The following is a 23,007-nucleotide window of genomic DNA, read 5'->3' as shown; positions in this document are numbered from 1 at the left end:
TTCTATGAGTACAACCCCATTTCCCTGGCAAGACCGCCCGCAAGGCAACACCGATGTGATGTGGCGCTACGATGCCAACCCTATTATTGACCGGTATGCCATTCCTTCTTCCAACAGTATTTTCAACTCGGCCGTGGTGCCTTTTGAAGACGGTTATGCCGGTGTGTTCCGTTGCGATAACAAAGCGGTGCAGATGAATATTTTTGCGGGTTTCAGCAAAGACGGGATCAACTGGGAAATCAACCACGAGCCCATCGTTTTTGGCGCCGGAAACACCGAGATGATCGAGTCTGATTATAAATACGATCCACGGGTGTGTTTTATTGAAGACCGTTATTGGATTACCTGGTGCAACGGCTACCATGGCCCAACAATCGGCATTGGCTACACCTTCGATTTTAAAGAATTTTTTCAGTGCGAAAATGCCTTTTTGCCGTTCAACCGCAACGGGGTTTTGCTTCCGCAGAAAATAGACGGTAAATTTGCGATGCTCAGCCGTCCCAGTGACAACGGGCATACGCCTTTTGGGGATATTTACATCAGCTACAGTCCCGATATGAAATACTGGGGAGAGCACCGCTGCGTGATGAAAGTGGCGCCGTTTACCGAAAGCGCCTGGCAGTGTACCAAAATAGGAGCCGGGCCCGTACCTATTTTAACCGATGAAGGCTGGTTGCTGTTTTACCATGGCGTGATCAACACCTGCAACGGGTTCCGCTATTCGGTGGGGGCTGCGATTCTGGATAAAGACCGTCCCGATAAGGTCCTGTACCGCAGTCAGCCGTATTTACTGGCGCCGGCAGAATCTTACGAAATGGCGGGCGACGTGCCTAATGTGGTGTTTCCGTGCGCGACGCTGCACTCGGTTGAAGAAGATAAAGTAACGCTCTATTACGGCGCGGCCGATACGGTGACAGCAATCGCTTTTGGTAAGCTGAGCGAAATAATTGATTTTGTAAAAACAAACAGCCTGTAAATGAACATTCAAAAAGCCCTTCTTTCCCTTCTTTGCGCATTCGCTTTTTCGGGCTACGCCCAAAAGATTCCGCCGCGCAGTTATGTGGCGCATCGTATTGAAACACCTCTTAACATTGACGGCAAGGCCGACGAGCAGGAGTGGAAGGAAGCCGCTTTTTCGCAGCCGTTTATAGATATTGAAAGCGAAAAAATACCCAAATATGAGACGCGTGTAAAAATGCTTTGGGATGAGGAGAATCTGTATTTCTACGCAGAGCTAAACGAACCCCACATCTGGGCAACGCTGAAACAGCGCGACACGGTGATCTTTTACAACAACGATTTTGAGATTTTTATAGACCCCGATGGCGATACGCATAACTATTATGAGTTTGAGATGAATGCGCTCAATACCGTCTGGGATTTATTGTTGGTAAAACCCTATCGCGAGTCGGCACCGGTGCTGGACAGCTGGGATATTCAGGGCCTGCAAACGGCGGTTTCTATTAACGGAACGCTTAATGATCCCACCGATACCGATACGGGCTGGAGTGTGGAAATTGCGATGCCCTGGTCTGTTCTGGTGGAAGCCAGCGGTTCAAACGACCTGCCTGCAGATCAGTTTTGGCGTATCAACTTCTCTCGGGTAAACTGGGATTTTGAGCTGAATGAAGACCGCTACAGCCGCGCTCAAGATGCATCGGGCAACTACCTGCCCGAATACAACTGGGTGTGGTCTCCGCAAGGGGTGATCAATATGCACGAACCCGAGCATTGGGGCTATGTGTATTTCAGTTCTAAACCGTTGGGCGAAACCGAAAGTTTCAGCATCCCGGTTGATGAGCAAATCCGCTGGAAACTCTACGAAATCTACCGCAAACAAAAAGACTTTTACAATACCCACAAAGCCTGGGCAGAAGATCTGGACGATTTAGATGCCGCAAGTTTTGAGATTGAAGGGAAAATTGTAAAACCTGAAATCAATACGCACAAGATGGGCTGGACCATCTTTGTTGAAAGTCCGTTTACCGGCTACATGTACAGCATCCGGGAAGATGGTAAGTATTTGAAAATCGATTAAAACCAGAACTGGTACCTTAAAAATAGAATTCTATGAAACTTAAATTAATCCTTGGCTTGCTGCTTCTGAGTCTGGCGGCCACTTCATGCATCGATAATATTCATCCTGCGGGCAAGACCGCTAAAACCGAAGAAGCAGAACCGGAAACTGCTGATTTCAAATTCTGGACCTGGATGACGGCAGATGCTAAACGTACTGACGAATCTTACACGGCTGAATTTAAAAAATACAGCGATAACGGTCTAGACGCCGTTTTAATCAATACCAATGCCGATGCCGAATTGCTGGCACGTCTCACACCTCTGGCTACGGCTCAGGGTCTTGAAGTGCACGCCTGGATGTTTACGATGAACCGTCCCGGTGATACGGTTGCCTTACAACACCCCGAATGGTATGCGGTAAGCCGCGATGGAAAATCAACCTTTGATAACAGGCCGTATGTAGATTATTACCAGTTTTTATGCCCCACGCGGGAAGGTTCGCGCAATCACATTTTAAGTCTGGTAGACAAACTGAGCAAAGTAGAAGGGGTGAGCAGTTTTCACCTGGACTACATTCGGTATCCCGATGTATTCCTGCCCATAGGTTTATTGCCCAAATACGATCTCGTTCAGGACACCGAATTGCCCGAATACGATTTTTGTTATTGCGATGCCTGTGTTGAGAAGTTTGAAGAATTACATCATAAAAATCCGCGGGAGATGGAAAACACCGCGATTGATATGGAGTGGAAGCAATTTCGCCTCAATCAGATCAAGGCGGTTGTGGACGATGCCTATAAAGTAGCTCACGATAACGGAAAGATTTTAACCGGAGCGGTATTTCCATACCCGGAGATGGCTGATCATATGGTGCGTCAACGCTGGGATAAATGGGATATTGATGTGGTGCTGCCGATGATTTACCACAATTTTTACAATGAAGAAATAGACTGGATAGGCTTTGCCACCGGGCAGGGTGTAAAAGACCTCGAAGGTACCGGTACCGAATTACACACCGGGATTTACGTCCCCGAAATGTCTGCGGAAGATTTGGCAACAGCCATTCAACTGGCGAAGGATAATGGGGCTAAGGGAGCGGCTTTCTTTGATGGAAATGCACTAACTGATGAACAACTCGCGGTGATTAAAGCGGCAAACTAAGATTTATGGGGAAAGGAATTCAGGGAATACCAAAACTTTTTGCGGCACTTTGCCTTGGCCTCTTACTGGGTTGCGGTAACGGGACTGAAGAGCGGTTTAAGCCTGAAGCGGTAACGCTGATTCCAAAACCCAAACAGCTTAAGCTCGATGAAGGTAGTTTTCGGTTTACTGAAGCTACGGTGCTGGTAGCGGCAGACAGCCTCGCGGCTACCGTGACCTTTTTCCGTGAGCAGATGCAAGATGCGGCAAATTTTCCGCTCAGGCTTCAGCAGCAAACGCCTCAGGAAGATTATATCCTTTTCAGTTCAGATCAAAATCTGGGGCCTGAAGCCTATATTCTCGAAGTACATTCAGACTATATTGAGATCAAGGCTTCGGCAAAAGCGGGATTTAGCTATGCCTTGCAAAGCCTTCGGCAACTGCTTCCGGTGAGTTTTGAAACTAACGGGGCCGCATCCCTTAGCGTGCCCAACCTGCGTATTGAGGATGCCCCTCGCTACGCCTGGCGCGGACTCATGCTCGATGTTTCCCGGCATTTTTTTGAAACCGAATACATTTTAAAAACCCTCGACCGGCTGGCGCTGCTCAAATTCAACACCCTGCACCTGCATCTGGTAGACGATCAGGGCTGGCGCATTGAGGTAAAACAATACCCGAAGCTCACCGAAGTGGGGGCTTTTCGCGTAAATCAGGAAGATAAACACTGGAACGCCCGTGCCACGAATGACCCCGATGCAACCGGTACTTACGGGGGTTTTTATACTCAGGAAGATATCAAAAAGATCGTGGCCTACGCTCAGGATCGCGGCATACAGGTGGTTCCCGAGATTGAGATGCCTGCACACGTGATGAGCGCGATTGCATCCTATCCGTTTTTATCCTGCACGCAGGAACCCATCGCGGTGCCCAGCGGAGGGGTGTGGCCCATCACTCAGATTTATTGCCCGGGCAAGGAAACGACTTTTGAGTTTCTCGAAAACGTGCTGAACGAAATTATACCGCTTTTTCCTTCCAAATACTTGCACGTTGGTGGCGACGAGGCTACTAAAACCAACTGGGAAACCTGCCCCGATTGCCAGCGGCGTATCGCCGAAGAAGGCCTTGAGGATACCGAAGCACTTCAGAGTTATTTTATGAAACGCATCGGGCAATTTCTGGAGAAAAAGGGCAAAGTCTTAATCGGCTGGGACGAAATTCTCGAAGGAGGATTGCCCCCTGCCGCCACGGTGATGAGCTGGCGCGGTACCCAAGGCGGTTGGGAGGCTTCCGCCCAGGGGCACGATGTGATTATGACGCCCGAAAACCCCATGTATTTCAATTTTTATCAGGGTAATCCTGATGTGGAACCGCTGGCTTTCGATGCGGTAAATACGCTGGAGCAGGTGTATGCTTTTGACCCGGTGATAGACAGTATGAGCACCGCGCAACGCGGTCACGTGCTGGGTGCGCAGGCCAATTTATGGTCTGAATACATCACCACGCCTCAGGAGTCAGAGTATATGCTTTTTCCGAGACTTACGGCTTTGGCAGAGGTGCTTTGGTCCGGGAACGAGCAGCGCGACTGGGAAGACTATACGCAAAGGCTCAAGCGTTTTATGCCCAGACTCGAGGCTTTGGATATCGCCTATTCGCGCAGCGTTTATAATGTAGAAGTGAAAGCCGAACAGGATAGCCTCTCAAACGGAATCCGTATCGTTTTAAAGACCGAAATGCCCGATGCCGAAATCCGTTATGCGCTAAATGGCAATACCCTTGATGCAGAATCAGAACTTTTCACCGAAGCTTTACAGATTGATACGACAACCCAAATTAAAGCTGCGGTTTTCGAAGCCGGAAAGCCTGCAGGGCGTATTTTAGACAAAAGCTTTGATTTTCATAAAGCAGCAGGTACAGTTGCCGAAGTTAATCCGAAGTCGCACGAGGCTTATAGCGGTAAAGGCGCGGCCACTTTGGTAAACGTATTGCGGGGGTCGAAGAATTTTCACGACGGCCAATGGCTGGGCTGGCTCAATACACCGGTAGAGCTGCAGTTCGATTTAGGCAGCCTTCAGGAGATTGAGGAAGTGCAATTGGGTACTCTGGAGAATCAGGGCGCGGGTATTTATTTTCCGGTCACTGTGGCGGTGTCGGTATCTGAGGACGGTAAAACCTTCAAACCCGCAGGAACTTTTGAACGCGCATTTAAAGCAAACGGCAGTTCGAGTTTAGAGACTTTTGTCGTACCAATTCAGAATCAGAAAGCGCGTTATGTTAAGGTAAGTGTATCGCCTTATAGTTCGTCAAAGCTTAACGGCGTGTGGATGTTTATCGACGAAGTTTTAGTAAAGTAGATTACTTTAAACAGGCTCTTCAAACCAGACAGGAGCACAATTTTTAAATCATGCGATTTTCAACTTTTTTATCCTTCAGTATTCCGCTCAACTTTAAACACATACTGAGTTGTGTATTGGGATTAACCTGTGGTCTTTTCGCGAATGCGCAACAGGACTTTACCCAATATGTAAATCCGTTTATCGGGACTTCAAATTTTGGAGCCACCCATCCGGGAGCTATCGCCCCGCGCGGTATGGCCAGTGTTTCGCCGTTTAACGTGGCAGGAGGCGATACCGATTTGGAAAAAGACAGTCGCTGGTTGTCCAATCCGTATGTGTATGAAAATCGTTTTTTAACCGGTTTTAGCCATGTCAATATGAGTGGCGTGGGTTGCCCCGATCTGGGCGTGATCCTGAGTATGCCAACCTCCGGCGTGCTGGAAACCGACCACTTAAAGTATGGAACGACCTATAAAAACGAGATCGCCAGGCCGGGTTATTATTCGGTCGAACTCGATAACGGCATCAAAACCGAATTGACGGCCAGTACCCGTGTGGGTGTAAGCCGATATCACTTTCCGGCAGGGAAGGCCAATTTGCTCCTCAATCTGGGACTGGGCCTTACCAACGAGCACGGGGCGGTGCTGAAATTCAATTCGCCCACCGAAGTGGAAGGCTCGCGTATGGTAGGTTCGTTTTGCTATAACAATGCCGAAAGCGCTTATCCCATCTATTTCGTGGCCCGTGTTTCTGAAGCTCCTGAAAATTTTGGGATCTGGGATAAACCCGCGACTTATACAGGAGTTGAAGCCCAGTGGATGACCTATAACGGCAAAACCCGACTGAAGGAACACTTTATGAAGGAAGTCGTGGGGGACAGTATTGGCGCGTATTTTAAGTATGATTTTAAAGAAGCCACACAGGTTACGCTTAAAGTGGGGATCTCGTATGTGAGTATTGCCAACGCCCGGGAGAATCTGGATAATGAGGTTGGCGGATCAGATTTTGATGCCGTCTATGCCGAAACCAAAAATGCCTGGAATGATAAACTGGGCGTGGTTGAGGTTACGGGAGATGACCGGGATGATAAGACTATTTTTTACACGGCTTTGTATCATACCCAGATCGCACCCAGCATTTTAAATGATGCTAATGGTGAATACCCCGAGATGAACACCCGCAAGACCAAACATACCAACGGAACCCGCTATACCGTGTTTTCGCTGTGGGACACCTACCGCAATTACCATCAGTTGATGAGTTTGCTTTATCCTCAGGAACAACTGGATATGGTGAATTCCATGCTTGCTATTTATGACGAAAACGGCTGGTTACCCAAATGGGAGCTCAACGCGACCGAGACGTTTACGATGGTAGGCGATCCTGCGGCAGTTGTGCTGGCCGATACCTATCTGCGCGGCATCACCGGTTTTGACGTGCAAAAGGCCTATAAAGCCATGCTCAAAAGTGCCGATACCCGTGAGGCCAATCCGGTGCGACCCGGCATCGGGGAATATATCGATCTGGGTTATGTAAGTTACGATTCGCACATTAAAGGCCCCGTATCTACCACTCAGGAATACAACATCGCCGATTATGCCATTGCCCGTCTGGCGGAAGCTTTGGGAGATAAAAAAACAGCCAAACGTTTTGATCAACGGGCGCTTTCGTATAAGAAATTGTACAATAAAAAATCAGGCTTTTTACAACCCAGGATGGCCGATGGCAGCTGGTACGCACCTTTTGATCCTTCGGCAGGTGCTAATTTTACCGAGAATCCCGGGTTTATTGAAGGCAATGCCTGGCAGTACCTCTTTATGCAACCCCAGGATATTGAAGGAATGATTCAATTGATGGGAGGTAACCGCAAGTTTGAAGCAAAACTCGATGCGCTTTTTGAGCAGGGACAGTTTGATATGGCAAACGAACCGGATATTGCCTATCCGTTTTTGTACAATTACCTGCCGGGTAAAGCATACAAAACCCGCAAAAAAGTAGACGAACTCATAGCTGCTTATTTTACGAATAAACCGGCAGGATTACCGGGTAATGACGATACCGGCACGATGAGCGCCTGGCTGGTATATGCGATGATGGGATTTTACCCGATGACTCCGGCTGATCCCGGTTATACCTTGACGCAGCCGCGGTTTGAGGAAGTGATTATTCATCTCGACCCTCAATTTTACGAGCGGGATGAGTTGGTAATTAAAAACGAAAGATCACGGGAATCAGAAGCTTCCGGTAAGTTTAGTTTAGACGGAAGGTCATTAAGTAATACGTATGTAGATCATAAAACCTGGGTGGAAGCCGGCGAGGTGATTTATAAGTGATTTGGCCAAAACCTGCCATTCATGTCATTTAGCTTCCCGCAGCGGTTGTCTATCGAATCTTTTTTGGAAACCTTAAAAAAATTAAGAATTTCAACTTAGCAACGAATAATATGTACTACATATTTTATTATATTTGGAATTGAATACGGTTTTTCCGGGAATTTTGAACGCTCAAAAAAAAGATAACAACCACTATGAAACCAGGTTTACAAGATTCAGCATTAATTAAATACGAACCGGCGGGTAAATTTGAAGAGACCCGCTTTGAGAAGATTCACAACATCAGCTTTGGGCAATCAACCGAAGCTTCGGCAATAGTTGCCCGTGAGATTGCAGATTTGATCCGCAGCAAAGCAGCTTCCGGTAAGCCCTGCATTTTGGGTCTGGCTACCGGTTCTTCCCCCATTAATGTGTATGCCGAACTCGTGCGTATGCATCGTGAAGAGGGTTTGAGTTTTAAAAATGTGATCACCTTCAACCTGGATGAATACTGGCCGATGGAAAAATCAGACGTGCAGAGCTATCACTACTTTATGCACGAGCATCTGTTTAACCATATCGATATACCTGCAGATCAGGTAAATATCCCCGATGGTACCCTTTCGCAGGAAGAAATAAAGCCTTTTTGCATCGCTTACGAAGCCAAAATCAAAGCTGTTGGCGGACTTGATTTTCAGCTTTTGGGAATTGGCCGCACGGGACACATCGGCTTCAATGAGCCGGGATCGCATTTCAACTCGGGTACGCGTATGATTACGCTCGATTATTTAACCCGTGCCGATGCTGCCGGTTCGTTTAGAGGTCTTTCTAACGTGCCAAAAAAGGCCATCACGATGGGTATCAATACCGTTTTGAGCGCTAAACGTATTGTGCTTTTGGGCTGGGGTCAAAATAAAGCCGAAATTCTAAAGGAAACCATTGAGGGTGAAATTTCCTCAACCGTGCCTGCTACCTATCTTCAGGAGCACGACAATACGACTTTTGTACTCGATGATGCTGCCGCTTCCGAACTTACCCGCGTAAAAACTCCCTGGCTTGTAGGTACCTGTGACTGGACCAAAGAATTAACCGCCAAAGCGGTGTTTTGGCTTTGCGAAAAAACCGGAAAGACCATTTTAAGCCTTACCGATAAGGATTATAACGACCACGGGATGTCAGACCTGCTTGCCTTGCAGGGATCGGCCTACAACCTCAATATCGAAATGTTTAACAAGCTGCAGCACACCATCACCGGCTGGCCCGGCGGGAAGCCAGGGGCAGACGATACCAAACGTCCCGAGCGTGCAGAGCCCGCGAGAAAACGTGTGATTATCTTTAGTCCGCATCCTGATGATGATGTGATCTCAATGGGTGGAACTTTTGATCGCCTGGTAGAGCAGGGGCACGAGGTACATATCGCATATCAGACTTCGGGAAATATCGCAGTGAGCGATACCGAAGCCTTGAAGTTTGCTGAAGTGGCAGCACTTATGGGGAATAACGACTGCGAGCGTTTCAGTAAAATCGCAGATCAGATAAAAAATAAACAACGCAACGAGGTCGATCCGCTTGAGGTGCGTCAGTTAAAAGGATTGATCAGACGCTGCGAATCTCTGGGAGCTACGCGTTTTGAAGGCGTTCCCGATGAGCATGTACACTTTTTAGACCTTCCGTTTTACGAAACCGGAGGGATCAAGAAAAACCCGATGTCTCAGGATGATGTAGCTGTCGTAAACGAATTGATCAGCAGCGTTAAGCCGCATCAGATTTATGCTGCGGGGGATCTTGCAGATCCACACGGGACCCACAAAGTATGCCTCAATATCATTTTTGAATCGCTTGCTCAATTAAAGAGCGAAGCCTATATGAACGATTGCTGGGTCTGGTTATACCGCGGTGCCTGGCACGAGTTTGAAATGCACGAGATCGAGATGGCCGTGCCTATGAGCCCGGACCAGGTGCTTAAAAAGCGTCAGGCTATTTTCTACCATCAGTCTCAAAAAGACGGCGTGATGTTTCAGGGAGAAGATTTACGCGAGTTTTGGGTGCGTGCAGAAGACCGAAACAAGGAAACCGCTCAGAAATACCGGGCCCTGGGTCTGGCAGAATATGCAGCTATGGAAGCCTTTATGCGCTATCACTTTTAAAAAATAAAAGTACCTTACTGACCCAAATAACAAAATCAATAAAAATAGAAATAATACGTAACGTATGGTAGTTCTTGAAAACCTCGATTATGCCATTATCATTGGCTTTTTTGCAATCACCCTGATTATAGGATTAATGGTTGCCAAAAAATCAGGCAAAAGTTCTGCCGAATATTTTTTATCAGGACGAAATATGCCCTGGTGGCTTTTAGGTATTTCGATGGTGGCCACAACCTTTTCAACCGATACGCCTAACCTGGTGACCGATATTGTACGGAATCAGGGGGTAAGTGGCAACTGGGTCTGGTGGGCCTTTTTGATTACCGGTTTGCTTACTGTTTTTGTGTATGCCAAGCTTTGGCGAAAGTCTGAAGTGACCACCGATATCGAGTTTTACGAGTTGCGCTACGGCGGAAAGCCGGCCCGTTTTTTACGCGGTTTTCGTGCCGTGTATCTGGGTGTGATCTTTAACGTGCTTGCGATGAGTGCGGTAACACTGGCAGCGATTAAAATCGGTCAGATTATGCTGGGGTTGAGTCCGCTGGAAACCATAGGTTACGCGGGTCTGGTAACGGTTATTTTCAGTACCGTGGGTGGTTTTAAAGGCGTTGTGTACACCGATTTTATTCTCTTTTTTGCAGCAATGGCCGGAGGTATAGGCGCAGCCTGGTATTGCGTTAACCTGCCTGAAGTGGGCGGTATGAGCGGACTCCTGAGCCACGCCGAAGTCATAGATAAGATCAACATCATGCCCGATTTTAATGATACAGCGACGCTGGTTACCCTGCTTATCATTCCGCTTGCGGTGCAGTGGTGGAGCGCCTGGTATCCCGGTGCCGAACCCGGTGGAGGGGGCTATATTGCCCAGCGTATGCTTGCGGCCAAAGATGAAAATCACGCCATAGGTGCCACCTTTTTCTTTAATGCCCTGCATTATGCTTTACGTCCCTGGCCCTGGATTTTGGTAGCGCTTTCATCATTGATTATTTATCCGGACATCGCCAGTATTCACGAGGCCTTTCCCAATATTGTAGAAAGTAAGCTGGGCGATGATTTGGCGTATTCGGCGATGTTGACCAAACTGCCTGCGGGTCTTTTGGGCCTGGTCATGGCTTCGCTGATCGCCGCCTATATGTCTACGATTTCAACCCACTTAAACTGGGGATCTTCATACGTGGTTAATGACTTTTATGCGCGCTACATCAAACCCGAAGCTTCTCAAAAGGAACTGGTAAATGCCGGTCGTATTTCAACTGTACTGCTGATGATCATCAGCTCGGCTTTGGCTTTAATCCTTACCAATGCCTACCAGTTATTCAATATCATATTGATGTTTGGCGCGGGTACCGGACTCATCTTTATCCTACGCTGGTTTTGGTGGCGTATCAATGCCTGGAGTGAAATCTCGGCGATGTTTTCTTCCGGGATCATCTCGATTCTTTTCAATTTTACTTCATTGGGAGTGGTGCTTTTTGGCACTGCCGAAGCAGACGGTATTTTACCCTTTTGGTCAACTTATCCTATGATTGTATTGCTAACCACTATTGTATGGCTTAGTGTAACCTTCTTAACTCCGCCTGAAACCGAACGCACGCTTTTCGACTTTTACAAACGCACCCAGCCCGGTGGTCCCGGCTGGCAGCGTATACTGGCACAAGCACAGTTGCAGGGAAAAAATTTAGTTACCAACACCCAAAAATGGTCTGTACCCGCAGGGATACTGGCTACTTTAGTGGGTTGTGTTACCATATACGGTGCGCTTTTCAGCACCGGATACTGGATCTACGGGTTCTATACCCAGGCCGGTATTTTAACCGTACTCACGCTGATCGCAACTGTAGTTCTGGTAAAACTATGGCAGCGTATAAAAACGCGAGTTTTTTGAGTTTTTAATTGTTTCTGGTGAAAAGGCGTCCCGTTAATTCGGGGCGTTTTTTTTGTTTTAAACGGATAGTTACCAATTTGGTAAGTTTTGATATCTTTGGTAAAACCCTGGTCTAAAGTGAGAGTTATTGCAAAGCGAACATTACGGGATTTTTGGATAAAGCATTCCGACTGTGAAGAGCAGCTAAAATCCTGGTATCGGGAATTGGAGCGGTCGTCTTTTGAAACCATCCACGCGCTTAAGGATGAATATCCAACAGCCAGTGTTCTTCGGGAAAATCGAATTGTTTTCAACATCAAGGGCAATAAATACCGCCTTATTGTAAAAATTAATTTTGAGTTTCAGATTTGCTGGATTCGCTTTATGGGCACACACGCAGAATATGACAAAATAGATGCAAATACCATTTGATCATGAAAATAACACCTATACGAAATGAACAGGATTATCAGGATGCGCTAGAACGCCTGGAAGACATTTTTGATGCCAAAAAAGGTACTGAAGAGGGAGATGAACTTGAAATTCGTTCGATTTTAATTGAGCAGTACGAAAGTGAAAATTTTCCGATAGGTATGCCAGATCCTATTGAAGCCATTAAATTCAGAATGGAACAAATGGGTTTGAAACAGAGGGATTTAGCCGAAATAGTAGGTTTTGAAAGCAGGGTGAGCGAGATACTGAATAAAAAGCGAAAGCTAACTCTCGATATGATCAGAAAACTCAACATAAAGCTTCACATTCCTACCGAAGTTCTGGTTCAGGAATATTGAAATATAAAAAATGAAACTGTTTCGCAAACTGCTCAGATTTCTATTCTATGTCCTGTTGATCCCGGTAGGTTATCTGGTTGTTTCTTTGGTTCTGACAGCGATAACCGTTCCACGCGAGGCTAAAGATCAACCCGCAGATCAGGTAATCTATCTCAAAACCAATGGGGTGCATTTAGATATTGTTCTGCCCAGAGCGGCTATGACTGCCGATTTGAGTAAAGATTTGAAAAGGACTGATGCAGACGCCTATATGTCTTTTGGCTGGGGAGATGAAAATTTCTACATCAATACGCCTACCTGGGGAGATCTGACTTTTGCAAATGCCTTTAAAGCCTTGTTTTTAGAAAGTACCACGCTAATGCATCTAACCCGTTACCGCAACAAGCAGGACGACTGGGTAGAAGTGCGTCTGAGTGTGGAAGAATTAGAAAAAATCAACACCTATCTGGTAAACAGCTTCAAACCGGATGCCAATGGTAATAAGGAAATTCTGAAGGATGGCGGCTATGGTTCCCGCGATGATTTTTATAAGGCTAACGGGAGTTATTCGTGTATTAAAACCTGCAATACGTGGGTAAATACGGCATTTAAAGAAAGTGGTTTAAAAGCCTGTTTATGGACACCCTTTGATTTTGGGTTGATGGGGAAATATGATTAGAATATGAAGGGTAAAGAGTTGATTTTTTTGCTGATGCTAATTGTGTCTTTACTGGTTTTACCTATGTATAGTATAGGCTGGGAAGCATTGCACCCCGAGTCTCAAATAGATGTCAATATTCACGATACATACTTTATAATTCCAACTCTTACTGCAATTTGTGTTTATATCGTATTTATCATTTTTAGTATTTACCTGTTTCGGGTTTTACTACAGAAGTTCAGAAATAAGATTGCAAATTTGATCTTGATTGTATCTACCATGGCCTTAATACTAATCTTTACCTTTTTAATTTGTCTCTTTAGGCTTTGGGAGAGTACTTCTTCCGGTTATCATTCTTCAACTGAAGGAATAGTAACAACTCAAGGCAATGTATGGAATGTTGTTTTTTGGATTCTTATAAGTATTCAGTTGGCTTTGGTAATTCTTTTGGTACTGACTGCATTTAAAACCGGTAGGCTTTTTGGGCAAAGCCAAAAGGATTCGGTGTTATTGCGTTTTACAGGTAAAGAATCCAGGCACAATTAAGGCTTGAGCATTCTGATTTCATAAAGAACTCCTAACACCTTGGCGTCACTAAGCTACGCAGAGCCGTTATTCAGCGATTATTTTTCAGGTAAACCCGCACTTCTTTTAGCTTTAAAGAATAAATTAGTGGTATTTACACCCAAAGCTTGAATACCTGATACCATTTTATGCAAAAAGCTACACAAAAGACATCGTATTCCGGTTTTGCTAAATGCAGCTGCCTCGTGCTGAGTTTTATCCTTTTTGGGATTTTTTCAGTTTGCGCGCAGGATAAAATTCCGCCTCATGCCGCTTATAAAAATCCGGGTCTCTCCATAGAACAACGCGTTGACGATCTCCTGATGCGTATGACGACCGAAGAAAAAGTAGGTCAGCTTTCAACCTTACTGGGTTGGCCTATGTATACCAAAACCAAAAAAGGGGTAGTGGCCAGCGAAGCGCTAAAAACCGCAGTAGCTACGCAAAACATCGGAGCGCTCTGGGGCACCTTGCGCGCCGATCCCTGGACTCAAAAAACATTACAAACCGGCCTCAATCCGCAATTGGCTGCAAAGGCTACAAATGCCATTCAAAAGATTGCTGTTGAAGAAAGCAGGCTGGGCATTCCCTTATTTTTAGCCGAAGAAGCCATGCACGGGCATATGGCCATTGGCACAACCGAATTTCCCGCAGCTATCGCTCAGGCCAGCACCTTTAACCCCGATCTCAACCAAAAAATGGGCGCTGCCATCGCTGTCGAATTACGTGCTCAGGGAGCGCACATCGGCTACGGACCCATCCTTGATTTGGCGCGTGAACCGCGCTGGTCACGAGTAGAGGAAACCTTTGGGGAAGATCCCTATCTCATTGCAGAAATGGGTTTGGGCCTTATTAAAGGATTTCAGGGATCAGGCATCGATCAAAAAGACCGGGTTATTGCGACCTTAAAGCATTTTGCGGCTTACGGCGTCTCTGAAGGCGGACACAACGGTGGCGCGGTTCACGTGGGCGAGCGTGAACTCATGCAGGCGTATATGTATCCGTTTAAAAAGGCGATTGACAACGGTGCCCTGTCGGTAATGACTGCCTACAGTTCGGTAGACGGGATTCCCAGTACGGCTCATAAAAAACTGCTTACCGGATTGCTTCGGGAGCAATGGGGCTTCAAAGGTTTTGTGGTTTCCGATCTGGGGAGTATAGAAGGTATAAAGAACGACCATCACGCAGCCGCGACTTTAGAAGAGGCTGCGGCCCTTGCGATGAATGCCGGTGTAGATGTTGACCTGGGCGGAAACGGTTTTGACGACGCATTATTTTCAGCCTTTAAGGCGGGTGACGTCAGTGAGGACAGATTAGATGAAGCGGTTAAAAACGTACTTCGGCTGAAGTTTGAAATGGGGCTTTTTGAAAATCCTTATGTAGATGAAAAGCTTCCGGCGAAAGTGGTGCGCAACCCCGAACACACTGCCCTGGCCAAAGAAGTAGCTCTTGAAGGCATCACCCTGCTCAAAAATGAAGGCAATCTGCTTCCGCTTTCCAAAGACCTTAAGAAAATTGCAGTGATTGGGCCAAACGCCGATACGATGTACAATCAATTGGGGGATTACACAGCACCTCAGGATCCTGAATATATCATCACGCCACTTGAAGGTATTCGGGCAAAATGGCCAAATGCCGAAGTAACTTATGTAAAAGGGACTGCCATCCGCGATACCACCCAGACCGATATTCCTGCGGCAGTAGCGGCGGCAAAAGAAGCCGAAGTAGCAATCGTGGTACTTGGAGGTTCCAGCGCCCGTGACTTTAAAACCGAATACCTGGAGACCGGTGCTGCAAGCGTTTCGTCCAAAGAAGATGAACTTTTAAGCGATATGGAAAGCGGGGAGGGTTACGACCGTTCTACCCTTGACCTGATGGGAAAACAGCTCGAACTCCTGCAGGCTGTAGCCGCAACCGGCACCCCAACCGTATTAGTGTTGATTACCGGCAGACCTTTATTAATCAACTGGCCTGCCAAACACATTCCTGCTATTCTTGACGCCTGGTACCCCGGTTCACAGGGCGGCCAAGCGCTGGCAGAGGTTTTGATTGGTGATTATAATCCGGCGGGTCGTTTACCCATCTCCATCCCGAGGTCGGTAGGCCAAACGCCGGTTTATTACAACCACTGGTGGCCCAAACGCCGTGATTATGTGGAGGAGTCGGCCGCTGCGCTTTATGCCTTTGGTCACGGTCTGAGCTATACCCAATTTGAGTATTCAGGTTTGACTATTTCGCAAAGCGGAAATGGAAAGGACACTGCATTTGATGTTTCGGTTACTGTAGAAAATACGGGTGACCACGATGGGGATGAGGTGGTGCAGCTGTACCTGCGTGATGAGGTGAGCAGTGTGGTGACGCCGGTTAAGCAATTACGCGGCTTTAAGCGTATTCATTTAGCCAAAGGCGAAAGCAAAACACTTTCATTTCAAATTACGCCTGAAGATTTAGCGCTCTACAATGTAGATATGGATTTTGTAGCCGAAGCCGGAAGCTTTGAAATACAGCTTGGTGCATCTTCACAGGACATTCGGCTAACCGATACGCTGACGCTTACTGAAACGATACCTATAAAAAACTAAAAACGAATTTATGAAAACCCTTTTACCCCTAAATAGGTTTATACTTTGGACTGTGCTGTACGGCACCCTAACCGGCAGCACGGCCCTTTTTGCTCAGGGCGGCAACCTGCACGAGCAGTCTGAAGTCTATGTGGCACCTACAGATCCTTTGGTTCAGCAAAAGCTGAAAACCTGGGGCGATCAAAAGTTTGGGATGCTCATTCATTGGGGTGTTTATGCGGTTCCCGGAATTATTGAATCCTGGCAATTGTGCTCGGAGCCCTGGCTGGAGCGGCCCGAAGGGATTTCGTATAACGATTATAAAAAATGGTACTGGAATTTGAGTTCGGTTTTTAACCCGGTCAATTTTGATCCCGACAGCTGGGCGGAAGCTGCCGCAGACGCGGGGATGAAGTACGTGGTGTTTACCACCAAACATCACGACGGCTTTAATATGTTTGACACACAGCAAACCGACTATAAAATCACAAACGGACCCTTTAAAAACCATCCCAAAGCCAATGTAGCCAAGTATGTGTTTGAAGCCTTCCGCAATAGGGATTTTATGATTGGGGCGTATTATTCAAAGCCGGACTGGCACAATCAGGACTTCTGGTGGGATAAATACGCCACGCCAGACCGAAATGTGAACTACGACATTCGTAAATATCCCGAAAAATGGAAGAGCTATCAGGATTTCACCTACAATCAGATCAGCGAACTGATGCACGATTACGGGTCTATTGATATTTTGTGGTTAGACGGCGGCTGGGTGCGCCCACGCGAAACCGTAACCGACGAAGTGCGTGCCTGGGGAGCACCGATACCCGAGTTTAGTCAGGAAGTAAATATGCCCCGCATTGCAGCAATGGCCCGCGAGACCCAGCCGGGAATCATTTTTGCCGATCGCACCGTTCACGGTCCTTATGAAAACTACCAGACCCCCGAGCGTAAAATTCCCGATACCAAACTCGACCATCCCTGGGAAACCTGTATGACGCTGGGTAACAACTGGGGCTATGTACCTAATGATAATTTTAAAACTTCGGCAGAAGTCATTCACAGTTTGGTTGAAGTGGTCGCCAAAGGCGGAAATATGCTGCTGGGCGTTGGTCCCCAACCCGATGGTTTGCTTCCTCCCGATGCGCTTCCTATTTTGGCCGAAATAGGCGACTGGCTTGATCAAAATGCAGAAGCCATCTACGGCACACACGCAATTGATACGTATCAGGATAACAAAACCTGGTTTACGGCCAACGATAAAGAAACCTACGCGATCACTCTTCTTGAAACCGGAAAAGAAGTGCCTAAAACAATCAGTTGGTCCGGTAAGCTTCCGAAGAAGGGAAGCACCTTGCGATTGGTAAGTACGGGTCAAAAGTTAAGCTATACCCTAAACGGAACTACCGTTAGCGTTCAGATACCTTCCGAAGTGCGAAAAAGCGCTAAAGCCGCTTTAGCATTTTCATTTAAAAATTAAAGCTTTATGAAACAGATATTCGGTTTTACCGCCATTCTTTCCATACTCCTCTTTAGTTCGTGCGAGCAGGATAAAAATAACGAAGCACCGGAACCTTATGGACCATTGCCCAGCGCCGAACAATTGGCCTGGTACGATATGGAAATGAATGCCTTTATTCATTTTACCATCAACACCTTTACCGATAAGGAATGGGGTTACGGCGATGAGTCTCCCGAACTTTTTAATCCCACCGGGCTTGACACCGACCAGTGGATGTCTACCCTTAAAGATGCCGGATTTAGCGGTGCGATTTTAACCGCTAAACACCATGATGGTTTTGCGCTGTGGCCTTCGGCCTATACCGAGCACGATATTGCCGCGAGTCCGTATAAAGACGGGAAGGGCGATTTGGTAAAGCAATTAGCGCAATCGGCTAAGAAATACGATCTCGATTTTGGAGTCTATCTGTCTCCCTGGGATCGCAATCGTGCTGATTATGGCGAGCCCTCGTATGTAGATTACTATCGCAACCAGGTAAAGGAATTGTTTACCGGTTACGGGCCGGTGTTTGAAATGTGGTTTGACGGCGCTAACGGCGGCGATGGCTATTATGGCGGAGCCAATGAAGAACGCAAAATAGACCGCGAGACCTATTACGATTGGCCTAAGACTATTGCAATGGCTAAAGAAATTCAACCGCAGGTGTTGTTTTTTAGCGATGCAGGACCCGATTTGCGCTGGGTAGGCAACGAGGCCGGAATAGGTGGAACAACCAACTGGAACACCATTACCACCGATACTTTGTATGCGGGCAAGTCTGATATTTATGATTTGCTTCAAACCGGTTCTCCGGATGGAACCAGCTGGGTACCGGCCGAGGTAAATACATCCATCCGTCCGGGATGGTTTTATCATGCTTCAGAAGATTCGCTGGTACGCACACCCGAAAATTTATTTGAATTGTACCTCACTTCGGTAGGGCGCGGTTCTACTTTGCTCCTTAACATTCCTCCCGATCGTCGTGGTCTGTTTCACGAAAATGATGTGGCCGCCCTGCAGGGGTTCCGCAAGATATTAGACAGCGTTTTTGCTACTAACCTGGCGGAAAAAGCAACGGCTACCGCAAGCAGCCATCGCGGTAAGGCTGAAGTATTTGATGCGGCCAAAGTACTAGATGGTGATAACGAAACCTACTGGACAACTGATGACGGTGTGACCACAGGAAGCCTGGAACTGACCTGGGATGCACCTCAAAAACTGAATTATCTGGTGCTTCAGGAATACCTTAAGCTGGGGCAGCGGGTAGCGGCTTTTACCGTTTCAGTCTGGGAAAATAACGCCTGGAAAGAAATCGCCAGCGAGACCACCATCGGTCACAAACGCATTTTAAAATTAAACGGGGTGGAAACCTCAAAAGTAAAAGTGGAGATCACAGAAGCTTTGGCTTGTCCGTTGATTTCAAACGTAGAAGTGTATTAAAAATCCAATCCCATGAAACATTCGGTAATGTTACGCGTAAGCCTTGCGCTTGTTATTTTTTCGCTTTGCGGAAATCTGAGCGCTCAAAAAGCTGAGCTTTCAGTAATTCCTATTCCTACGGAATATGAGTTGGGTGAAGGCAATTTTGTAATCGATGAGCGTACGGTTTTGTATGCAGATCCTGCTCAGGCTGAAGTTATGCACATTGCCGAAAGCTTTCAGAAGCAATTGCGAACCGTAAGCGGAATGCTGCTGCCCATACTGCCACTTGTCGATTTTCAAGATCAGCAGCACGCAGTGGTTTTTCAGCTTTTATCTAATGAAGAATTAGGTGCAGAAGGGTATCACCTGGAAGTAACTCCAAATCATATTTTAGCCCAGGCAAATAAACCTGCCGGACTTTTCTACGCCCTGCAAACGGTATATCAGTTGCTTCCGCCTGAAGTGGTAAAAAATGAAGTAGCACGCGCGGTAGACTGGACGGTTCCTGCAGTAACAATTACCGATGTTCCGGCTTATAAATGGCGCGGTTTGCACCTGGATACCGGACGGCACATCAGTTCGATAGCGTTTATCAAAAAATACCTGGATCAGATGGCGGCGCATAAGCTGAATACCTTTCACTGGCATTTGACCGAAGATCAGGGCTGGCGCTTACAGATCAAAAAATATCCGTTGCTGACTGAAGTGGGTGCGTACCGCGATTCGACTCTAGTAGGTCATTACGGAACCGGCAAATACGACGGCAAGCGCTACGGCGGATACTACACACAAGAGGAGGCCCGCGAAATTGTTGCTTATGCCAAAGAGCGCTACATTACCGTGGTACCCGAGATCGAAATGCCCGGCCATGCTACGGCTGCAGTTGCATCGTATCCCAAATTGGGAAATACAGATGAGCCGGTTAAAACGGTAACCACCTGGGGCGTTTTTCCGGATATTTTTAATGTGGAAGAAAGCACATTTGATTTTCTCGAAGATGTTTTGGTTGAAGTGATGGATATTTTTCCTTCCAAATACATCCATATAGGTGGCGACGAAGCGCCAAAAGACCAGTGGGAAGCTTCCGAACGTATTCAGTTTAAAATAGACTCTTTAGGATTGAAAGACGAGCACGAGTTGCAGAGTTATTTCATCACCCGTATAGAAAAATTCCTGAATTCAAAAGGCCGTCAAATCATCGGTTGGGATGAAATTCTGGAAGGAGGTCTGGCACCAAACGCTGCGGTCATGTCGTGGCGCGGGGAAGAAGGTGGAATTGCTGCCGCGAAGGATGCACATTATGTGGTGATGTCGCCCGGTTCGCATTTGTATTTTGACCATGGGCAGGGCGATCCCGATCAGGAACCCTTAAACATAGGCGGATACCTGCCATTGGAAAAAGTATATTCTTACAAACCCACGCCTGATGCCCTGTCTGATGAAGAGGCTCAATACATTATGGGCGCTCAGGCCAATGTGTGGACGGAGTATTTACCCACTTCAGACAGCAGGGAGTATATGGTTTTTCCACGTATCAGTGCACTGGCTGAGGTTGTGTGGAGCGGGGAAGAGCATAAAAACTGGGAGAGTTTTAAAAAGCGCATTCCGCAGCAATTGGAGCGCTATGAGTTGCAGGATCTCAACTATTCCAATACAATTTACAATGTGGAGATTCGGGCGAAATACGATGAAAAAGCTAAAAATTTTGAGGTCGTATTACATCCGCAATGGGAGGGAAGTGTGCGTTATACTTTAGACGGAAGCGCACCAACAGCGTCTTCAAATGCGTATGAGAAACCACTAAAGCTTAAAGCAGGAACCACGGTTAAAGCCGGACTATTTTCAGACTCTAAGTTGTTGGGAAGCATTACTTCTGAAACTATGCGAATTCCACAACCCAAAAACTAATTTTTATGGCATCACCCTATTTAAAAGAAGCTTGTGTAGAATCGTTAGAACAGGCCCTGGCTGCCGAGGCAAAGGGAGCAGACCGTCTGGAGCTTTGTGCCTACCTGGCTTTTGACGGACTCACCCCTGCGCCCGATCTGATCAAAAAAGTGATCGGGCAGGTAAAGATTCCGGTTCGGGTGATCATCAGACCACGCAATGGGGATTTTAAATACAACGAAGAGGAGCTCAATCATATGCAAAGCGGAATCGAGTTGTGTAAAAAGCTCGGTGCTGAAGGGGTGGTATTTGGAGCCCTGAATCCGGACAATACCTTAAATATCGAAGCGCTAAAGCAATTGACCAAAGCGGCAAAACCTTTAAAAGTAGTGATTCATAAAGCCATCGACGCAACTCCAGATCCGCTGGAAGCTTTACAACAGCTATTGGAGCTTGAAGGAATAGATACCGTACTTACTTCAGGCGGAAAGTCGAATGCTTTTGATGGAGCGGAGACGTTGAAAGCCATGCTCGAGTTAGCAGCTGATAAAATCGAGGTTATGCCTGCCGGAAAAATAACCCAGTTTAATCTGCAGGAGCTTCACGCGCATTTGGGAGCCAAAGCCTATCACGGAAGCCGCATTGTAGGCGAATTGAGCAAGTGATTATGTACCGCATTTTCATACTATTCTTTGCCGGGTTTCTGCTAAATTCCTGCGTTCAGAATCAAACACCACAGGTACAGATAATAGCAGATGAATTTATTTTTAACGAGGCTCCGTTTAAACAATGTCACGCTTCAACGCTTGTGGAAACCCTTGACGGTGAGATTCTCGCGGCATGGTTCGGCGGGGAATACGAGCGGCATCCTGAGGTAAGTATCTACACCAGTCGGCTCACTCAGGACGCCTGGTCTGTACCTGAAAAAGTGGCTGACGGCCAGACTGCGATTGACAGCATAAGCTATCCTACCTGGAATCCGGTTTTATTTAAGAATGCCGAGAATAAATTACTCCTGTTTTATAAGGAAGGTCCGTCACCCTCAACCTGGTGGGGAATGTTGAAAGTTTCAGGAGATGCCGGTAAAACCTGGTCTGAAGCAAAACGGCTACCCGACGGAATCCTCGGTCCTGTAAAAAATAAACCCATCCAATTGGGATCTGGCGTCATTGTGAGTCCGTCAAGCGTGGAAAGCGATGGGGGCGAGGTCTGGAAATCGCATATTGAACTGTCCTATGATCAGGGCTATACATGGGAAAGGGTAGCCATTCCTTCCGCAGATACGGTAAAGGTGATTCAGCCTACCCTACTTCAGCTTAAAGACGGAAGTTTAAAAGCCTTAATGCGCAGCAATCAGAATTATTTGATGGAAAGTACGAGCAACGACAATGGTAAAACCTGGTCTGAAGCTGTAACAAGTAAGGTGCTCAATCCCAACAGCGGGGTAGATGCAGTGACTTTAGAAGATGGTACTTTTCTATTGGTTTACAATCCCACCGAGGCCGGTGCAGACTGGGCAGACGGTCGCAACAAACTCAATCTGGCCTACAGTGCAGATGGTGACAACTGGAAAGATGTTTTAGTCCTAGAAAACGCAAGCGAAGGCGAGTTTAGCTATCCGGCAATCATTCAGGACGCTCAGGGATTTGTACATATCTCCTATACCCACAACCGCAACAAAATCAGGTATGTGAAGCTTCGGGTTGAGAAGTAACCTAAATGTAATTACTTCAGAAGAAATGCTAGCCGGGTTCTAGGTGTATCCTTTAGTTGTATAGTTCGGATTCTTCAGTCTTTTCAAATTTGAATTCTTCAGATTTAACTAT

The 23,007-nt window shown here is 46.8% G+C and carries 17 protein-coding genes; all 17 read left to right on the top strand.

The window, feature by feature from the left end:
- Positions 1–4 precede the first annotated feature (4 nt).
- The 17 genes from ACSSS3_RS01435 (at position 5) to ACSSS3_RS01355 (ending at position 22,895) form a co-directional block, all read left to right on the top strand.
- Positions 5–976, top strand: a complete 972-nt coding sequence (locus ACSSS3_RS01435) for a glycoside hydrolase family 130 protein (RefSeq protein ID WP_442846161.1) — start codon at positions 5–7, stop codon at positions 974–976.
- Positions 977–2,038 (top strand): carbohydrate-binding family 9-like protein, encoded by a 1,062-nt coding sequence (locus ACSSS3_RS01430; RefSeq protein WP_442846160.1) that lies wholly within the window; start codon positions 977–979, stop codon positions 2,036–2,038.
- A 32-nt stretch (positions 2,039–2,070) separates the two neighbouring features.
- Positions 2,071–3,180: a hypothetical protein gene (locus ACSSS3_RS01425; protein ID WP_442846159.1), complete on the top strand. Its 1,110-nt coding sequence runs from the start codon at positions 2,071–2,073 to the stop codon at positions 3,178–3,180.
- A 5-nt stretch (positions 3,181–3,185) separates the two neighbouring features.
- Positions 3,186–5,510: a glycoside hydrolase family 20 protein gene (locus tag ACSSS3_RS01420; protein ID WP_442846158.1), complete on the top strand. Its 2,325-nt coding sequence runs from the start codon at positions 3,186–3,188 to the stop codon at positions 5,508–5,510.
- A gap of 50 nt (positions 5,511–5,560) precedes the next feature.
- Positions 5,561–7,825 (top strand): GH92 family glycosyl hydrolase, encoded by a 2,265-nt coding sequence (locus ACSSS3_RS01415; RefSeq protein WP_442846157.1) that lies wholly within the window; start codon positions 5,561–5,563, stop codon positions 7,823–7,825.
- Between the two features lie 194 nt (positions 7,826–8,019).
- The gene (gene nagB / locus ACSSS3_RS01410; RefSeq protein WP_442846156.1) at positions 8,020–9,951 is read left to right on the top strand and encodes a glucosamine-6-phosphate deaminase; all 1,932 of its coding nucleotides are present in this window, start codon (positions 8,020–8,022) and stop codon (positions 9,949–9,951) included.
- Positions 9,952–10,015: 64 nt separating this feature from the next.
- Positions 10,016–11,836, top strand: a complete 1,821-nt coding sequence (locus ACSSS3_RS01405; RefSeq protein ID WP_442846155.1) for a sodium:solute symporter family protein — start codon at positions 10,016–10,018, stop codon at positions 11,834–11,836.
- A gap of 117 nt (positions 11,837–11,953) precedes the next feature.
- Positions 11,954–12,247, top strand: a complete 294-nt coding sequence (locus tag ACSSS3_RS01400) for a type II toxin-antitoxin system HigB family toxin (protein ID WP_099646850.1) — start codon at positions 11,954–11,956, stop codon at positions 12,245–12,247.
- A gap of 2 nt (positions 12,248–12,249) precedes the next feature.
- Complete coding sequence (locus ACSSS3_RS01395) at positions 12,250–12,606, top strand: helix-turn-helix domain-containing protein (RefSeq protein WP_099646820.1); 357 nt, start codon at positions 12,250–12,252, stop codon at positions 12,604–12,606.
- A 10-nt stretch (positions 12,607–12,616) separates the two neighbouring features.
- Complete coding sequence (locus ACSSS3_RS01390; RefSeq protein WP_442846154.1) at positions 12,617–13,264, top strand: TIGR02117 family protein; 648 nt, start codon at positions 12,617–12,619, stop codon at positions 13,262–13,264.
- Between the two features lie 3 nt (positions 13,265–13,267).
- Entirely contained in the window at positions 13,268–13,792 is a 525-nt protein-coding gene (locus ACSSS3_RS01385) for a hypothetical protein (RefSeq protein ID WP_442846153.1), read from the top strand.
- Between the two features lie 167 nt (positions 13,793–13,959).
- On the top strand, positions 13,960–16,392 hold the full coding sequence (locus tag ACSSS3_RS01380; protein WP_442846152.1) for a glycoside hydrolase family 3 N-terminal domain-containing protein: 2,433 nt from the start codon (positions 13,960–13,962) through the stop codon (positions 16,390–16,392).
- A gap of 10 nt (positions 16,393–16,402) precedes the next feature.
- Positions 16,403–17,851 (top strand): alpha-L-fucosidase, encoded by a 1,449-nt coding sequence (locus ACSSS3_RS01375; protein ID WP_442846151.1) that lies wholly within the window; start codon positions 16,403–16,405, stop codon positions 17,849–17,851.
- Positions 17,852–17,857: 6 nt separating this feature from the next.
- Entirely contained in the window at positions 17,858–19,312 is a 1,455-nt protein-coding gene (locus tag ACSSS3_RS01370) for an alpha-L-fucosidase (RefSeq protein WP_442846150.1), read from the top strand.
- 12 nt (positions 19,313–19,324) lie between these two features.
- Positions 19,325–21,202, top strand: coding sequence for a beta-N-acetylhexosaminidase (locus ACSSS3_RS01365; RefSeq protein ID WP_442846149.1), 1,878 nt, complete (start codon positions 19,325–19,327; stop codon positions 21,200–21,202).
- Between the two features lie 5 nt (positions 21,203–21,207).
- Positions 21,208–21,846, top strand: coding sequence for a copper homeostasis protein CutC (locus ACSSS3_RS01360; protein ID WP_442846148.1), 639 nt, complete (start codon positions 21,208–21,210; stop codon positions 21,844–21,846).
- A 2-nt stretch (positions 21,847–21,848) separates the two neighbouring features.
- Positions 21,849–22,895 (top strand): sialidase family protein, encoded by a 1,047-nt coding sequence (locus ACSSS3_RS01355; protein ID WP_442846147.1) that lies wholly within the window; start codon positions 21,849–21,851, stop codon positions 22,893–22,895.
- The last annotated feature ends 112 nt before the right edge of the window (positions 22,896–23,007 follow it).

This window comes from Leeuwenhoekiella sp. H156 (assembly GCF_052218455.1).
GTDB lineage: Bacteria > Bacteroidota > Bacteroidia > Flavobacteriales > Flavobacteriaceae > Leeuwenhoekiella > Leeuwenhoekiella parthenopeia.
Note: the sequence above shows the minus strand (reverse complement) of the source record. Positions and strands in the feature narration are given on the sequence as shown.

Excerpts from the sequence above, each read along its gene's own strand:
- ACSSS3_RS01395 (WP_099646820.1), top strand. The coding sequence starts at position 12,250 with ATGAAAATAACACCTATACGAAATGAACAGGATTATCAGGATGCGCTA.
- ACSSS3_RS01435 (WP_442846161.1), top strand. The coding sequence starts at position 5 with ATGAGTACAACCCCATTTCCCTGGCAAGACCGCCCGCAAGGCAACACC.
- nagB (WP_442846156.1), top strand. The coding sequence starts at position 8,020 with ATGAAACCAGGTTTACAAGATTCAGCATTAATTAAATACGAACCGGCG.
- ACSSS3_RS01405 (WP_442846155.1), top strand. The coding sequence starts at position 10,016 with ATGGTAGTTCTTGAAAACCTCGATTATGCCATTATCATTGGCTTTTTT.
- ACSSS3_RS01355 (WP_442846147.1), top strand. The coding sequence starts at position 21,849 with ATGTACCGCATTTTCATACTATTCTTTGCCGGGTTTCTGCTAAATTCC.
- ACSSS3_RS01385 (WP_442846153.1), top strand. The coding sequence starts at position 13,268 with ATGAAGGGTAAAGAGTTGATTTTTTTGCTGATGCTAATTGTGTCTTTA.
- ACSSS3_RS01360 (WP_442846148.1), top strand. The coding sequence starts at position 21,208 with ATGGCATCACCCTATTTAAAAGAAGCTTGTGTAGAATCGTTAGAACAG.
- ACSSS3_RS01420 (WP_442846158.1), top strand. The coding sequence starts at position 3,186 with ATGGGGAAAGGAATTCAGGGAATACCAAAACTTTTTGCGGCACTTTGC.
- ACSSS3_RS01370 (WP_442846150.1), top strand. The coding sequence starts at position 17,858 with ATGAAACAGATATTCGGTTTTACCGCCATTCTTTCCATACTCCTCTTT.
- ACSSS3_RS01380 (WP_442846152.1), top strand. The coding sequence starts at position 13,960 with ATGCAAAAAGCTACACAAAAGACATCGTATTCCGGTTTTGCTAAATGC.
- ACSSS3_RS01375 (WP_442846151.1), top strand. The coding sequence starts at position 16,403 with ATGAAAACCCTTTTACCCCTAAATAGGTTTATACTTTGGACTGTGCTG.
- ACSSS3_RS01390 (WP_442846154.1), top strand. The coding sequence starts at position 12,617 with ATGAAACTGTTTCGCAAACTGCTCAGATTTCTATTCTATGTCCTGTTG.
- ACSSS3_RS01430 (WP_442846160.1), top strand. The coding sequence starts at position 977 with ATGAACATTCAAAAAGCCCTTCTTTCCCTTCTTTGCGCATTCGCTTTT.
- ACSSS3_RS01415 (WP_442846157.1), top strand. The coding sequence starts at position 5,561 with ATGCGATTTTCAACTTTTTTATCCTTCAGTATTCCGCTCAACTTTAAA.
- ACSSS3_RS01365 (WP_442846149.1), top strand. The coding sequence starts at position 19,325 with ATGAAACATTCGGTAATGTTACGCGTAAGCCTTGCGCTTGTTATTTTT.
- ACSSS3_RS01425 (WP_442846159.1), top strand. The coding sequence starts at position 2,071 with ATGAAACTTAAATTAATCCTTGGCTTGCTGCTTCTGAGTCTGGCGGCC.